This is a genomic window from Nostoc sp., from assembly GCF_036917415.1.
Taxonomy (GTDB): Bacteria; Cyanobacteriota; Cyanobacteriia; order Cyanobacteriales; family Nostocaceae; genus Nostoc.
Genome location: NZ_JBALDJ010000113.1, coordinates 105,326 through 121,016, shown reverse-complemented (window position 1 = coordinate 121,016; position 15,691 = coordinate 105,326). Strand labels below are relative to the sequence as shown.

The following is a 15,691-nucleotide window of genomic DNA, read 5'->3' as shown; positions in this document are numbered from 1 at the left end:
CCGAAGCTGACTATGGTGTTGGGGAGTTTTTTTTTGCGGGTTTGTCTCCTTTCATATCCAGCAATTGTACTAATTCAGTTGTATTCAATGATTTGACGAGACTCAAACCAAGTGACTTACTAGAAATGCTTTGAGTGTAGCCGGCGTTAAGATAAGGGGTATATTGCGACCTTCCTGCAACATAAGTTTGGAAGAAAGGTAAACTTAAAACATTCATGTAACGACGCGCTTGGGAAGCATCACCAATCATATCGGCAGGTAATGCTACTTGTTTATTTGCAGGGTTTCCATTCCCAATGGTGGAAAAGTGAGTGCCACCAACAAGCATGACGAGATACTTTTGGGAATTTGCCAACCAGGAGAAAGGTAAAATTTGCTCGGATAAAGCTGGTGCAACTGTATCATCACTACTGCTGACAATCATTACTGGAGTTTTGATTTGACTTAAGCCAGCTTTGCCGAAAATCGAACTAGTAATGGGATTAACTGCGATCGCAGCTTTTACTCTCTCATCCCGCAGGTTATAATCTTTGCCAGACTTGCTAATGCTCAATTCTAAAGCACGACACTGGAGCAGTAAAGACATATTCCAGGTATTTTGTAGTGCTGCTGGTTGACAGTCTTGTTTTAACTGCTGAAAGTTGATTTTAGCGCCTGCTAGGGCCAAGGCTGTGTAGCCTCCCAAAGATTGACCAAATACTCCGACTTGTTGCAGATTTAGGCGACCTTTAAAGCGTGAATCAGATTGATTGCCTTTTTGCAATTGATTCAGTATATATGTTATATCCAAAGGTCGGTCTTGAAACTCGCTTGGTTCTGCTACTTCAATGGCGCGTCCTTTTAACAGAGAACGCAATTGTTTCGCATCACTACCAGGATGATTCGGAACCACGACAGCAAATCCGTAAGAAGCTAGATGAGTGGCTAAATATTGAAAGTTACTGCTGTCTAAACCCAAGCCGTGAGAAATTACAATTACCGATACAGGATTGTGGACATTAGGAATGTAAACATCAGTCAATAAAAGCCGATTGCGGGTTGAGTCGAAAAACTTTAGGGTGTATTTTTGCGACTTAAATTTTCCCGGAACCTTTAAATCGGGCAATTGCGAGAAATTTGGTTGGGAAATGCTATCAGCTTCTATTTTAGACTTTTGGGAAACAGCTGCGATCGCCTGATGGGTTTGGTTAACAAGTTTCTCCAATTCCGTAGCTATTTCTAAAGTCTCGGCGACATCAAGGCGAATGCTGCTGGTGGGATATTTACGCAACACATTTAAAAGTGTCAAGCCTCCTGATTCACCAGAAGCTAAAATTAGCGCCGAACGCAAAGTACCCAATCCTGGTTCTGGTTGACTGGTTTTAATTACTTGCGCCAATCGATGCAGTAAAAATTCTCCTTGCGGTGTGTAGAGAAGTTGCGAAACTACTACTGGACTAACTTTCACACGATTAAGCAAAATCTGCCGCAATTCTTGAAGCTGTTCTAGAGGCAGATATCGCTGATAGGCTGCTAAGTCTTCGTTAATTACACCTGTTTTGGCGTAGTTCTCTAAAGTCGTGACTGAAATGGAAAGTTCCAAAGCTGAATAAGATGCATAAATCCGCTCTGCTGCCAAGACGGAATTACTAATTCCAAATGTTGGCAGCACCATTGAAAGAACCAGCAATAAAGAATTTTTTCTGAGGGTGCTGGCCCAATTACCAAACAAACTATTCATCGCTCAACTCTTTCGGTGGTCTGGTTTTATCGGGTGTTGGCTTTGGTAGTTATTCGGGCACCCTGCTTGGTTTACTTAAAGTTATTAGCCTCAATTTTATCAAAACAGAATTTAGGAGTCAGGAGCTATAAATCAGGATGAATTATGTAGGAATCGCGAATGTAGCTTGCTTAAAATGATGGGTTTGAAATTCCTACTAAATCTTAGTTTGGGTAGTTTTAAAAAGTAGTTATTCCCAATTCCCTAGTAATGTATTCTGACTCCTGAATTCTAATTTTTGAATTCTTCTTCAAGGATATTTCGGCTATAAAGTCAACAATCAAATACTACAAAATCACGCAGATGGGTAAAGTATCCGGCTGACTTCAGTAGTTTGCCTTCACTATTAAATCATAACAAATAAAAAATAGTCTGCCTCAGTATTTATGTTGTAGCTTTGAATATTGCACAAAATCACTAGCTGAAAAAGCCAGTAAAAATCCTGAAACACATTGCAATTAATCAGCTTTTCCCAAGGCGATCGCTACTGAACCTGTGACTACTAAACCCGCTCCAAATATTGCTATGAGGGTGAAGTTTTCTCGTGGTATCCAAGAAGGTGCAATAACTGATACAACCACGACTGATATTAATGTCACAATGGGAGCTAAAGCTATTACTGCACTTACTCGTGATGCTTCCCAATGTTGTAATGATTCAGAAAAAGCACTGTAGGCGATTAAAGTATTCAAGGCACAAAAAATCAACATTCCTAAATGGAAAGTATCAAGTATAAAAAGTGATTTAAATTTAGCTAGAGGAGTGAATAATAAAGCACAGCCTCCATAAATAATCAACATAATGCTGGTGGAAGATAAAGATTGTAATAACTGCTTTTGTGCCAAAGCATAAATAGCCCAGGCTGTCGATCCTAGCGCAATTAAAACACTACCTAGTATATATGTGCCATGTGCTGTAATTAAATTCGTTAGTTGTTCGCCAAAAAATAAAAGATAACCGCAAATCATTACACTAACGCCAATCCATTGAGACAGCCGATAACGTTCTTTAAAAATTACTAACCCTCCTAAACCTAATAAAAGGGTAGATAATTGAATAAGAACTTCAGCGTTAGCAGGCGATGTTAATGCTAAACCTTGGGTAAACGAAAAGTAATTAATCCCTAAGAATATTGTCGCGATCGCTAATAATTTTCCAGAAGCAGAGCGTAATTGTTCTAATTTTGGTAATTTACCGCGTATCCCTAAATACACAGCAAGCAGTATAAATGATACCAAAAAGCGAAACCAAATAACGGTATAGACATCAAGTACTTGTAGAGTTACTGCTAGAGCAATAGGTAAAATTCCCCACAATAAGACCGTCAATAGCGATAAAGCTAGCCCTAAGCGCCACCGACCAGAACTTTGATGTAGTAACATTCAAATTTCCTACACAAAGTAGGACTGATAATAAGTTTTAGATATATCTAACTGATTTTATCAAACTATTGTTGAGAATAGATATTAGTAGCTTAGTTAATCCAAATTCAATATAAAATAATCAGCTTACCAAACTCAATTAATTATTCGTAGCCCCAAGAGGATATTTTTTGTTCACATAAAATTTTTAATTTGCGTGTTCATTTTACATGAATATTAAATTTCAAACTTCCTCGTAAATGTATACTTTATCTCGGTGTTACTTTAGAAAACAACTATGGGAATTATACCCATAATCAGCTTAGTAATCTTTATCACTGTATTATCAAGTTACTTATTGCTGACCTCAAGAGGTCGATTTTTGCTCAAATCTTTAGTGACAAAAATAAAGCGGCAAGAGTGGAAATTCAGATATAGCAAGCCTAACTACTTGAGATCGAGATTTTTAAGGACTATAACAATTGCTGCCATTATTCTGGTAGCAGTAATAGCCGGAAATACTGTATCAGCAGTTACAGGCCCGTCTCCAGTTTCGCTCAAAAGCGTATCGGTTCCAGAACCTGATAATCTTGGAGACTTCGTAGCAGATAAAACAGCTGCAATCAAGTTAGGAAAGACTCTTTTTTGGGATATGCAGGTTGGGAGCGATGGAAAGACCTCCTGTGCTAGTTGTCACTTCCATGCTGGAGCCGACAACAGATCCAAAAATCAGATTGCTCCTGGGCTTTTGCGGGTCAATGCCGATGGTACAGAGAATCCAGATTCAGTTTTTAATGTCGGCGGACTACCAAACTATCAGCTTAAACCAGAAGATTTTCCCTTCCACAAGCTGTCAAACCCAAACGATCCTAAGACTATTGTATCTGACCGTAACGATGTCAGTTCTTCTCAGGGGATTTTTAATACGAAGTTTGTGGATGTCACACCTGGAAATGCAGAAGACAAAGTTACAACCGAGCCAGATCCGGTGTTTAATGTCGGAGGTATCAATGTGCGTCGTGTCGAGCCGCGTAACACGCCAACCGTGATTAATGCTGCATTCAACTTCCGCAACTTTTGGGACGGAAGGGCACAAAATATCTTTAATGGGGTGAATCCCTTCGGTTTAAGAGATTCTAACGCCGCTGTTGTCAAGGCTATAAACCCAATTAGGGTAGAATTTGTGAAAGTCAGCCTCAAGAACTCGTCTTTGGCATCTCAAGCTGTCGGGCCGCCACTCAGTTCCTTTGAGTCATCCGCAGATGGTCGCAGTTTTCAAGAAATTGGTGATAAGTTCGGGAGTGATAAGTTGGGGCTAATTGACAGAATATCTTTCACCGCTGGTAAGGGTAAAAAGCTCCCCCGAAAACTTGCGAAAAAGTTATTACCTCTTAGACCGCTAGCTAAACAGATTGTGCATCCACAAGACAGCGTTTTAGGTAAAGATAGTAGATCGCCTCAACCTGGACTTAAAGATAAAACATACGAGCAGATGATTCAAGATGCCTTCAAGCCGGAGTGGTGGAATTCTACTCGCCTCATCCAAGTTGACTCTGACGGTAAACGGAATATTGTCAAAAGGCCCGATCGCTCCTTGCAGACTAATGAGTATACATTGCTAGAGTACAACTTCTCACTATTCTTTGGGCTGGCAATTCAGTTGTACGAGTCTACGCTCATTGCCAATGATACGCCCTACGATCGCTACTTGGAAGGAAACACCAACGCCTTAACCGCGCAGCAACAACGAGGGAAAGGACTGTTTGAGGGCAAAGGTCTGTGTATTGGTTGCCACACTGGAGTAGAATTAACAGCGGCTTCAGCGAGCAGCGTGGCTAAAGAAGGACGAATCAAACGTGCGCCGTTCCCTCCAAACTCCCCTGAAGACAATGGGTTCTTCAATATCGGTGTCAGACCGCCCACAGACGACCGTGGTTTGGGTGGTTATGACGGATTGCAAAATAACGGTCAACGTTATCCGCTTTCAGAGGCACGATTGGCTCAGTTGGGTAAATTTAAGGATCTCCTTGGCGAAAACCCCCCAACCCTTAGTCCACCATTGAATTCCAGTGAAACTGTGTTTGCAAACGGAGCTTTCAAAGCACCTGGACTTCGCAATGTGGAACTCACTGCTCCCTACTTCCACAATGGAGGTCAGGCGACTCTAGAGCAAGTGATTGATTTTTACAATCGTGGTGGTGATTTTGGAGTACTTCCGCCGCTAAATCTGTCATCACAAGAAAAACAGGAATTGGTCGCCTTTTTAAAAGGGCTGACTGATGACCGAGTTCGGTATGATAAAGCGCCCTTTGACCATCCACAATTGTTTATCCCTAATGGACATGTGGGTAACTCTAATTACGTTGTCAATGACGGCACTGGTAAAGCTAAAGATGACACAGTGGAAATTCCTGCTGTTGGTAGGAGTGGTAATAGTGGTACACCAAATTTCCTGAGTTAATCTCATTTCACGACAAAATACCTGAATACAGATAGATATGTAGGGATGTACAGCTGTACGTCCCTATTTTTGCGATTTAGTGCAATAGTAGTGGTAGTTTGTCCCACTAAATACGATCAGTTTGTAGTCAGCACAAAGCGTGCTTAAAAATCCAGGACTAAAGTCTTTACTACGAACTTATTCACCCGCCAAAGTTGATGTGGTGGACTAGTAGTTACGATCGCTTGACTAAGGAGTGCGTAGGCGTAGCCCGCCGGAGGCATCGCCAAGTATCGGTTGTATATTGCTAACTTTGGTATTGTCTAGGTAATTATAGACTCTTCTGGAAACTTCACGGACAAAATCTCCAGCTTTGGGATCGTAGTTTGGTCTTTGCACTAAAACACCTGCTAAATAGCTTTTGCCGTTGGGCATTTGAATAATACCCGCATCACCAATGACAAATCTCAATGTACCAGTTTTGTGTGCGATCGTAGCTCCTTGACCGATACCAGCTGGGAGTAAACTATTGGTTTTGACATGGCGCATAATGCCTAAAACTCGATCGCGGCTAGTTGGGGATAACAAACGATTATTAGAAACTAACGCCGCCAATCTGACCAAATCTTTAGAACTAGTTGTATTTGTGCCACCGATGTCTGGAAGTAGATTCCGAAGTGCTGTATTTTGCAATCCCCAGCTGCGAAAACGTTGGCTAACTTTTGCGGCACCACCCAAGCGATCGAGAACTAGATTTGTGGCGGTATTATCGCTGATTGTCATCATCAAGGTAGCAGTTTCCAGGACACTAAATTTAGTGCCGATGGGTTTGTATTGCATAATTCCAGATTCGCCAACCTTTAAATCGCGCCGCATCACTAATTTATCGGTGAGTTTAATTCTACCTGCATCTATTTCTTGGAAAAGAGCCACTAATAAAGGAAATTTGATTGTACTGGCAGCAGCAAATCTTTTTTCGCCATTAATATCTATATAATTACCTGTAGATAAATCTAAGAAAAAAATTCCCGGATTCAATGTTTTATAACTTGCTAACAAACTGCGAATCTGAGAAGTGATACCAACCATCTCTTGACCAAGATTCACAACTCCAGCAAATGTCGATGCATCTGTGGATTTGATGGCAATATCTTCTCTGTTTTCTCCCACAACGGGATTACTTTGGCGGTTAAATGAATTGAATTTGAAAATCCAATGAGAACGAGAATCTCCTTTAATTGATATATTTTGGGAAGTAACATCATAACCAGGAGCTAACTCGACGACAAAACGAGTGGTTTGAGAGTCTGGTTTGCCGAGACGAATTTCTTTCACCGCTTTCCCAAAACTTCGTTTGACAGTATCGGAATTAAAATTAGTTCCAGGTAAGTCAATCACCAATCGATTTGGATTATCTAATAAAAAGGCTTTTGGTTCTATTCCCGAAGTGGTAGTTAAGTCTAATTGATTTTGGCTAGAATCATAGTACCAAGACTGTAATTGTGACGCTTTAGCTTGTCCTGCAACTAGAACCAAACTGCTTAAAGCAATCGCCAGTAGATGTGATTTCATGTTGTGAATGTGGGTGTGCAAGTAAGGATCGACTAATCAGGTTTACTTAGATTGTTTTCTGATAACTGTGCTGAACTTCCGGAGAAAAAGTCATAAATCCCGTTGAGTTATTTTTACCAGATGATATTTGGGATTAGATAAGCACGATAAATCATCATTACTTATTAAAAGTAAATCGCTGACAGTTTTATTTGTGGTGTGAGTTGACAACAACAGAAATTGTTAATCTAGCGTCAGGACGAGCGAAGGATTAATTATGTTTCCAACTTAGGGATTACCAATAAATAAATTACTACTACTTGTTTATGGGTGTGTGGACATAGGTGTTGCCCTCATCCCCTAACCCCTTCTCCCATGTTGGGAGAAGGGGTTATATCAAGTCCGGTTAATCACTTATGATTACCGCATCTGTGCAAAAATCCCAAAAGCCTCTTTCCCCCTGCTCCCTGCGGTCTAAATGATAAGTCTTTACCCGGACATGATTATTAGGGGGTGAGGGCTTTTGATTCATGCAAGAAGTCTAGTTATTTCAGCTTAAGTTGACACCAATCACGTCTCGCCCGCCCATAAATAAGAGCGGACAAGATGTCCACCCTATAAGAAAAGTTGGATATTTTTTTTACTTGGAAGTCCCTTGTGTTTTTTACACAGAGAAAGTAAAGACTTTTAAAGCGTATCAGGTTAAAAGAAATCAGCCATCCAAGGAGAACTACCTGCAAATATTTGCGTAGCTGCTGAAATAGCGGTTTCTGTCCCATGCAGTTTTCCGGCTATTTGCAAATGGTAGGGAGAGAACAAACTTGTATATAGTGGTGCTAGTTCTCGGACATCTAGCTGCAACTCACCTTTTCCACCTTTTGTAACTTCACCGCGTCCATTGGCAACACAAAGAATGAATTTACCATTGTTTGCATCTAGCAAATTATCTTGAATATCTAAGTGCAGTTCAGCCTGAATTTCCGATGGATAACCCCGCATCTCCAGCGCCTTGACTACATCTACTACCCGCAGCAGCCAACGCATCGTATGCTTGAGTTTGGCAGTTTGCTCTGGTAACAGCAATGTCAAGGAATCAATTGCAGAACTCCTCCATCGCACCTGGTCAATTTGGGAGCGATGACTGGCAAGAAAAGACCAAAATGTTTGTGCAGCTGCAACTGTGAGAATTACCCAATCTTTGATTCGCAAAATTGGACCATCCTCTTTTGAATGTTGACTGAAGAGGATGTAGCCTTCGGGTTTCTCTTTTGTACCGATAAAATATGCGTAAAATGTTTCTTTCTCATCTGGCTGGATTAAGCGCTCCCAGATTGCTCGATGTCGGTCTAAATATCCATGCGTTAGTCTCGCCTGCTGCTGATATAGTTGATGAAAAACTTGATGATTGATACTCACTATTGGTTGCAAAGGTAGGGGTTGCTCTCGTACTTGGATACTCTTAGTAGAAACTTCCCAATTACACCAGCTACCCCCCTGCTCATACCCGACTTTTCGATACAAGCTTTGCACAGCTGGATAAAGAGCAGAGAGCGGTATACCTCTAGCATAAAGTTCCTTGAGCGTCTGCTGCATGAGAGCGATCGCTGCTCCCGAACCACGGTATTCTGGAGCAATACCCACAGCGGCAATTCCTGTCATTGGTACACGCACACCACCCCACCACTGACCCATATCCAGAGTTGCCAATCCACCAATTAATTGCCCAAATCCCCGAATAATACGGAAATTTTCTACGCCAATGAGATTGATATAAGCTTCCTCGCCACCACCTCCGGTGATGAAACACTGCTCAAGGATATATATTAGCTGCTGAATATCCTTTGGATCGGCAAGAGTACTGTATTCAAATTGAGCCGTCATCTCTTATACCATTAGTAGGACAAAAACACAATCATACTACAGCAGACGTTGCCCCAATGCTTAAGCAATTTCATCGCCATAAAGCCCCGGAATCAGCCTCAATTATACTACTGCACATTTGGTTTTAAATGTTGGAATACTTGTATCGCAATCAATAGACCTCTTGCACAAATGCAAAATTCGCCCTCATCCCCTAACTCTTTTCTCCCAATATTGGGAGAAGGGGAGTCATGAGGGCTTTTGATTTATGCAAGAAGTGTAATATGTTCAATTAAGGGTTATTGGTGTAGATAATTAGTCTTTCAAAACGCGATAAATCCGCGATAAATCGCGTCTCTACATTTGGGTTTTGTTGCTCATTCTGAACTGTATTTACTTAGATCGGTTCTTTGTGAGGCTGCATATATTTACCCTCGGCTACGCCTTGCTCCCAAAGCATCTTCATGGAGAATTGAGATTATACTTGTAAAAATTTTTCATGAGTTACTTCAAGACTGTTTATTCTATTTTTAGGGCGAGTTGCTCTTAACAAACCACTTACAAAAAATATGTCAACAAGTTGGATTTACCTTATATTAGCAATCCTTTTTGAGGTTTCAGGCACAACTTGCATGAAATTATCGCAGGGATTTACTAAAATAGTTCCTTCAATATTAATATTTGTCTTCTATGGACTTTGTTTTACTTTTTTGACCTTTGCCCTCAAGAGACTTGAAGTGAGTGTCGCCTATTCTGTCTGGGCTGGATTGGGAACTATTCTAATTGCTCTTATTGGTATTATTTGGTTTCAGGAATCTGCCACGTTAATCAAACTTGTGTCGATCGCCTTAATCATCATCGGGGTAATTGGCATCAACGCAAGTCAATGAAGGGGGCAGGGGGCAGGGGGCAGGGGGCAGGGGGCAGGGGGCAGGAGGCAGGAGGCAGGGGGCAGGGGGCAGGGGGCAGGGGGCAGGAGGCAGGAGGCAGGGGGCAGGGGGCAGGGGGCAGGGGGCAGGGAGCAGGGAGCAGGGGAGAGGGTTTGTAGATTTTACACAGCTTAGTATTCGCTGCTTTAGCTAAACATTACTTAGGTAGCGGTGAACAAATTGAATGGCGATCGAACCTTCTCCCACACCGGATGCCACCCGCTTAATTGAGCCATAGCGGACATCTCCGGCTGCGAAGATTCCGGGAATGTTGGTTTCTAATAAGAAAGGAGAGCGTTCCAAAGGCCAACCACGAGGAGATTTGCCATTATGCATCAAGTCTGGCCCTGTGATGATAAACCCCTGAGTATCGCGTTGAATAACGCCATCGAGCCAATCAGTTTTGGGGCTAGCACCAATGAAAATAAACAGCGATCGCGCTGACACGGTTTGGGTTTGTCCAGTGTTGGCATGGGCGATCGCAATTGCTTCTAAATATTCTTCTCCCTTGACTTCCACGACGCTGCAACTTGTGCAAACTTGGATATTTTCTGTAGCGGCAATTTGGTCAATCAAATATTGGGACATACTTGATGCTAGTGACTCTCCCCGCACCAACATAATCACTTTGCTGGCATACTTAGAAAAATGCATTGCTGCTTGTCCAGCAGAGTTTGCCCCGCCTACCAAGTAAACCTCTTCGTTGGTGCAGGCGATCGCCTCAGTCATGGCAGCACCGTAATAAATTCCTGCTCCTGTGAGCTTCTCTGCTCCTGGAACCTTTAACCAACGGTAGGAAACGCCTGTTGCAACTAAAAGTGCATGGCAACTAATCTCGCTACCATCTGCTAATTGCAGAATCCGATAAGGATCTTCTAGTCGAACCCCACTTACGACTTGAGGAGTGAGAATTTCTACCCCAAATCGCCGCGCTTGGGTGACTCCCCGCCTTGCCAAATCACTGCCACTCAAGCCAACAGGAAACCCCAAATAGTTCTCAATCCGCGAACTCGTACCGGCTTGTCCTCCTGGCGCTTCACGCTCAATTAAGACAGTACTCAATCCCTCAGAAGCACCATAGACGGCGGCTGCCAGTCCGGCAGGGCCAGCACCCACGATCGCCAAGTCATAGAAGGGGCGCTCTGCCTGAGTTTGCAGTCCAATTTTGGCGGCAATCTCTAAATTAGATGGTTGAATTAACCGGGAACCATCGGGAAACAGCACCAATGGCAATTGTTGTCTGCCATCAGCTTGTGAGTATTCCACTAATTTTGCGGCATCCGGCTCCAGTTCAATATCTAACCACTTGTATGGAATCTGGTTACGTGCTAGGAAGTCTTTCACCTGATGTGAAAAAGGCGACCAGCGATTACCAATGACTCGAATGCCTTCAAAGCGTGGGCGGAATCCAGCTAGCCAGTCATCTAGCAAATCATCTAAAACCGGATATAGTCTCTCTTCTGGTGGATTCCAAGGCTTGAGTAAGTAATAATCAAGTCTGGCACTATTAATCGATTTAATCGCAGCATCCGTATCTGCATAAGCCGTCAACAAGGCACGTTTCGCATCGGGAAAGATGCCTTTTGCTTGTTCTAGAAACTCTACGCCTCCCATTTGGGGCATACGTTGATCCACTAGAAATAAAGCAATTGCTTCATTCCGCAATTTTAGTTGCTGTACCACATCCAGAGCCGTGATACCTGAATCTGCCCGAACAATGCGGAAGCGATCGCCATACTGATGACGCAAGTCTCGTGACACCGCTTGCAACACTTCTGGATCGTCATCGACGGTTAAAATTGCTGGTTTTGCCATAACTACTGTTACTTAACAATTGCAGTGTCTAGCTGTTGTCTTCAAAAAGTCGTCAAAATATCTACTGTTTAACCAGTTGCTTTAAACGAAAGTATGCCTCTTCTGGTGTCAGAGGTTCCGATTGACTTTCATTGGGTATATAAAATACCCAAGTATCAGGAAAGTAATGTACCACAAAGCTGGGAATCAAACCCAACTTTACTGCTTGCTTTCCGAGTTTTTCAGTTTGTTCCTCTAAACTCAGTTGGTCATGAAATGCGTGTTCAACCATACTTTTGCATCTCCCTGTACTTTATTTGACTCTGGAAGAAGGTTCAAAACCAGTATTGCACAAATCAACTTTCGGTAATTCACCTTTCACCATGTTTCAGAATGAGCTTGAGAATATTTTGGTAGTAGACCTAAATAATTTCAAATATGCTTTCGTAGAGAATCATAAAACTATTTGGGTCATTCACGTTAATCTGAAATTGGATTGAAGAAGGCAGCAGGGCACTCCTTCCATTGAGGTATTGGGAAATCATCTGGACTGTGGATTATGCGTTGGTCGTAAACAGCAATCGCACTAGTCGCGGCTTGTGCTGTCATTGGATTCAGCAGCAAGCAACTCAATATTGCAACAAGAGTTATTATAAAGTGGAGAAAATTTAACATTTGGCTATGACCGATCTGGATATTTATAAGCAGCAACTAAAAGAATTTTATGGTAGTAGAACAACTTATGACCATGAGAAAGATACTCGCCATCCTCTAGAAGCCAAGCTTCTACTTGAATTTGTGACACTACATTCAGGACAGAAAATCCTTGATGTGGCGACTGGAACAGGTTTAGTTGCGATACCCGCAGCTGAAAAAGTTGGTTCAGAGGGCTACGTGATTGGAATTGACATGACCCCTGGAATGTTGCATCAAGCAAGACTTAAGATTGCAACAGCAAGATTACAAAATATCGAGTTGATTGAGGCGGATGCAGAGTATTTCAACTTTAGCGATCGTAGTTTTGATGTTGTTTTTTGCTGTGAGGCAATTGTACTTTTTCCTGATATAATCGCTATTTTAAAAAAGTGGTATTGCTTCTTAAAACCCGGAGGATTTGTGGCATTCACCTGTCCTCCCGAAACTGCTTTTATGGCATCTCTTCTGCAGAGGATCTGCACTAGGGTTTTGGGTGTATCGCTACCACATATCCTTGAACCACTGGGAACTCCAGAAAAATGTCGTAATTTGCTCAATCAGGCAGGTTTTAGAGATATCAAAATTAAGATTGAACCATCAGGACGTTATCGCCCTCTAAGGGATAACAGATTATCTGAGACAGCAATTAAGATAAATTTTAAAGGTAATCCCCTGTTGTCAACATTATCACCAGAACAATTAAATCAGTTGCAAGTTGAATACAAAGCAGAAATTGAGCAACTAGCAACCGATCGAGGTATTTGGGAAGATACTACAAAGTTGTTTGTTCGCGCTCGAAAATAAGTTGATGAGCTTTGCTCCTGAACTGACACATGAGGGCGATCGCACATGATAATCTTGCTGTTAATAATCACAATCACACTTTAATCTCCTAGACCGATGTAGAAGTAAATATTTTCAGATTTACTTGAAGCAGCCCCTTGAAAAATTGTAATCCAACCTGTGGACGCTTATATGCAAAACCTGTCCCTAATATTAGTGCCTGTACTCGCTGCACAGAAAGTAGCAGGTGACGGTGTAATTAAACCTCTCGGTCATCACGAGCTGCTGTTGGTGCTAGTACAACTGTCACTGTTGCTTTTGGTAGCGCGGGGATTAGGTGAGTTGATGCGCCGGATTAACCTACCGCCTGTTGTTGGAGAATTACTGGCGGGTGTGCTGCTTGGTCCTTCTCTATTTGGTTTGCTCCTTCCAGACTTACAGGCGCACATCTTTCCCAAAAGTCAAGAACAGTCTAATTTACTTTCGGTGATTTCTTGGTTAGGCGTGTTATTTTTGCTGATTGTGACGGGATTAGAGACGGATCTTAAGCTGATTCTTCGTAAAGGTAAAACGGCTCTGTTGATTTCATTGGGCGGAATTATTATCCCGTTTATCACCGGATTTGGACTGGGCTGGCTATTGCCAGATAGTTTTTTAGCCGACCCAGAAAAGCGGCTAGTATTCAGTCTGTTCATCGCCACAGCAATGAGTATTTCGGCAGTACCAGTAATTGCAAAGGTGCTGATGGACTTAAACCTGATTCGCCGTGACATTGGTCAAGTTACCTTAGCTGCTGGGATGACTGACGACACCATCGGCTGGATTTTACTTTCTGTGGTTTCAGGTTTAGCTAGTAGCGGCAAATTTGACCTGGGGACAATTTTCCATTCTGTGAGCGCGGCCATATTATTTCTCGCGATCGCCTTCACAATTGGGCGTACCATCGTAGACCAGATTTTGCGCTGGGTTGATGACTACGTTGGCGGAATCGCCGCTAGTATGTCGGTTGTGCTGATTCTTTCGCTCTCAGCAGCAGCACTTACCCACGCATTAGGTCTAGAAGCCGCATTAGGTGCTTTCGTGCTGGGGATTCTGGCAGGTCAATCCCGCCGCTTTAGCAATGAAGCTGGACACATGCTAGAAGTCTTCACAGCAAGCTTTCTAGCGCCAATTTTCTTTGCTTCTGCGGGCTTGAAAGTTAACTTACTAGCTCTGTTAGTCCCTCAAACGTTGCTATTTGGCTTGATTGTTCTCGTTGTTGCCTGTGTTGGTAAATTTACAGGTGCTTACCTTGGTTCTCGCGTCGGTGGCCTGAGTCATTGGGAAGGTTTGGCAATGGGTTCCGGGATGAATGCTCGCGGGGCAATGGAAATTGTCGTTGCCACGATTGGTTTATCTTTGGGAGTGCTGAATCCACAGATGTACTCGATTATTGTCATGGTAGCGATCGTCACTTCCCTAATAGCTCCACCCATGCTGCGCTGGACTTTATCAAAAGTGGTTATGGGTGAAGAGGAAGCTCGACGTTTGGAACAAGAAGAACAGGATAGCCGCAGCTTTATCAAGCAGATTCAGCGTGTCTTAATACCTACTAGTGGTGGCCCCAACATCCAACTGGCGGCGCAACTAGTCGGTTACATGGCTCACCAAAATTCGATAGAAGTTACATCTCTATATGCCCTGAGTGATAAGCAACCTCAAAGCAAAGCCCGCCGGATGACGGCAACCCAGGTTAAAGATACCGCCGCCGAGCAAGCTCTGGCTGCTGTTACTGAGGAAATGCAGTTACCTGCTGATACCACCCTGCAAACAAAAACGGAGTCAGGACGTAATAAAGCGGAGGTAATTCTGAATGAAGCGAACAAAGGCTATAACTTGATTGTACTGGGAGCTTCTGAACAGATCCGCCCCCAGAAAGCACTGTTCAATTTGCTTGTAGATCGGGTTGTCCAAGAAGCACCTTGTGCAACGATGGTGGTGAAGTCGCATCTACCCCAACCGAAAGGCGAGATATGCAAAATCCCTCAACAACAGTTGAACAAGATTTTGGTGCCAACGGTGGGGACAGAATATAGTAAAAATGCTTTAGAGATGGCAAGTACGATCGCAGCTCAAACCGGCGCATTAGTTATGATCGTTAACGTGATTAATTTGCCACAGGTTGAGTATATTCTTTACGAACAGCGATCGCTAGCTCCAGTGAAGGAAATTGCTCACGATATGCTCGAACAGCAAGCAGAAATGGGCCGCAATCTGGGTGCTGATGTCAAAACCTATATTCTTCAAGGAAGCAGCCCAGAAAGGGAAATCCTCAAATTTGCCCAAACCCAGGAAGTTGACTTAATTCTTCTAGGGAGTAGTATCCGAATGGTTACGGGTCGCGTTTTCTTCGGTCATAGAGTCGATGCAATTCTGAGTAAAGCTCATTGCCCAGTAGCGGTAATTACTACTCCATAGTCGTTCTAAGCTTAGATGCATTTAGGCAACTTTATCGGTTGTGCATAATGCTCGAAGACGA

General features: G+C 42.8%; 11 protein-coding genes. 4 read left to right on the top strand and 7 right to left on the bottom strand.

The annotated features are described in order from the left end of the window. Positions 1 to 10: 10 nt before the first annotated feature. A complete protein-coding gene (locus V7K41_RS25155) occupies positions 11 to 1,720 on the bottom strand; it encodes an alpha/beta hydrolase (RefSeq protein ID WP_334852606.1) in 1,710 nt (569 codons plus the stop codon). A gap of 497 nt (positions 1,721 to 2,217) precedes the next feature. Beyond that, positions 2,218 to 3,141 carry a DMT family transporter gene (locus V7K41_RS25150; RefSeq protein WP_334852604.1) on the bottom strand — a complete coding sequence of 308 codons (924 nt, stop codon included), beginning with the start codon at positions 3,139 to 3,141 and terminating at the stop codon, positions 2,218 to 2,220. Between the two features lie 277 nt (positions 3,142 to 3,418). Here V7K41_RS25150 and V7K41_RS25145 point away from each other — a divergent pair, with 277 nt between their 5' ends. After that, positions 3,419 to 5,581: a cytochrome-c peroxidase gene (locus V7K41_RS25145; RefSeq protein WP_334852602.1), complete on the top strand. Its 2,163-nt coding sequence runs from the start codon at positions 3,419 to 3,421 to the stop codon at positions 5,579 to 5,581. A 228-nt stretch (positions 5,582 to 5,809) separates the two neighbouring features. Here V7K41_RS25145 and V7K41_RS25140 read toward each other — a convergent pair whose 3' ends face one another. After that, on the bottom strand, positions 5,810 to 7,132 hold the full coding sequence (locus V7K41_RS25140) for a serine hydrolase (protein WP_334852600.1): 1,323 nt from the start codon (positions 7,130 to 7,132) through the stop codon (positions 5,810 to 5,812). Between the two features lie 681 nt (positions 7,133 to 7,813). Further along, positions 7,814 to 8,992, bottom strand: a complete 1,179-nt coding sequence (locus tag V7K41_RS25135; RefSeq protein WP_334852598.1) for a GNAT family N-acetyltransferase — start codon at positions 8,990 to 8,992, stop codon at positions 7,814 to 7,816. Positions 8,993 to 9,540: 548 nt separating this feature from the next. Between V7K41_RS25135 and V7K41_RS25130 the strand changes: the two genes are divergently transcribed. Continuing rightward, positions 9,541 to 9,861, top strand: coding sequence for a DMT family transporter (locus V7K41_RS25130; protein WP_334852596.1), 321 nt, complete (start codon positions 9,541 to 9,543; stop codon positions 9,859 to 9,861). A 189-nt stretch (positions 9,862 to 10,050) separates the two neighbouring features. Here V7K41_RS25130 and V7K41_RS25125 read toward each other — a convergent pair whose 3' ends face one another. The 3 genes from V7K41_RS25125 to V7K41_RS25115 all read right to left on the bottom strand — a co-directional run bounded on the left by V7K41_RS25125 (position 10,051) and on the right by V7K41_RS25115 (position 12,303). Continuing rightward, on the bottom strand, positions 10,051 to 11,715 hold the full coding sequence (locus V7K41_RS25125) for an FAD-dependent oxidoreductase (protein ID WP_334852594.1): 1,665 nt from the start codon (positions 11,713 to 11,715) through the stop codon (positions 10,051 to 10,053). A 61-nt stretch (positions 11,716 to 11,776) separates the two neighbouring features. Beyond that, positions 11,777 to 11,986 (bottom strand): hypothetical protein, encoded by a 210-nt coding sequence (locus tag V7K41_RS25120; RefSeq protein ID WP_334852592.1) that lies wholly within the window; start codon positions 11,984 to 11,986, stop codon positions 11,777 to 11,779. Positions 11,987 to 12,174: 188 nt separating this feature from the next. Then, on the bottom strand, positions 12,175 to 12,303 hold the full coding sequence (locus V7K41_RS25115) for a hypothetical protein (protein ID WP_334852591.1): 129 nt from the start codon (positions 12,301 to 12,303) through the stop codon (positions 12,175 to 12,177). Positions 12,304 to 12,375: 72 nt separating this feature from the next. On the opposite strand from V7K41_RS25115, the gene V7K41_RS25110 reads away from it, so the two are divergent. Both V7K41_RS25110 and V7K41_RS25105 read left to right on the top strand, forming a co-directional pair. After that, complete coding sequence (locus tag V7K41_RS25110) at positions 12,376 to 13,194, top strand: class I SAM-dependent methyltransferase (RefSeq protein ID WP_334852589.1); 819 nt, start codon at positions 12,376 to 12,378, stop codon at positions 13,192 to 13,194. Between the two features lie 171 nt (positions 13,195 to 13,365). After that, positions 13,366 to 15,630: a cation:proton antiporter domain-containing protein gene (locus tag V7K41_RS25105; protein WP_334852588.1), complete on the top strand. Its 2,265-nt coding sequence runs from the start codon at positions 13,366 to 13,368 to the stop codon at positions 15,628 to 15,630. Positions 15,631 to 15,691: the final 61 nt, after the last annotated feature.

Coding starts and splice junctions, on each gene's coding strand:
- V7K41_RS25155 (WP_334852606.1), bottom strand. CDS start 1,720: ATGAATAGTTTGTTTGGTAATTGGGCCAGCACCCTCAGAAAAAATTCT.
- V7K41_RS25150 (WP_334852604.1), bottom strand. CDS start 3,141: ATGTTACTACATCAAAGTTCTGGTCGGTGGCGCTTAGGGCTAGCTTTA.
- V7K41_RS25145 (WP_334852602.1), top strand. CDS start 3,419: ATGGGAATTATACCCATAATCAGCTTAGTAATCTTTATCACTGTATTA.
- V7K41_RS25140 (WP_334852600.1), bottom strand. CDS start 7,132: ATGAAATCACATCTACTGGCGATTGCTTTAAGCAGTTTGGTTCTAGTT.
- V7K41_RS25135 (WP_334852598.1), bottom strand. CDS start 8,992: ATGACGGCTCAATTTGAATACAGTACTCTTGCCGATCCAAAGGATATT.
- V7K41_RS25130 (WP_334852596.1), top strand. CDS start 9,541: ATGTCAACAAGTTGGATTTACCTTATATTAGCAATCCTTTTTGAGGTT.
- V7K41_RS25125 (WP_334852594.1), bottom strand. CDS start 11,715: ATGGCAAAACCAGCAATTTTAACCGTCGATGACGATCCAGAAGTGTTG.
- V7K41_RS25120 (WP_334852592.1), bottom strand. CDS start 11,986: ATGGTTGAACACGCATTTCATGACCAACTGAGTTTAGAGGAACAAACT.
- V7K41_RS25115 (WP_334852591.1), bottom strand. CDS start 12,303: ATGACAGCACAAGCCGCGACTAGTGCGATTGCTGTTTACGACCAACGC.
- V7K41_RS25110 (WP_334852589.1), top strand. CDS start 12,376: ATGACCGATCTGGATATTTATAAGCAGCAACTAAAAGAATTTTATGGT.
- V7K41_RS25105 (WP_334852588.1), top strand. CDS start 13,366: ATGCAAAACCTGTCCCTAATATTAGTGCCTGTACTCGCTGCACAGAAA.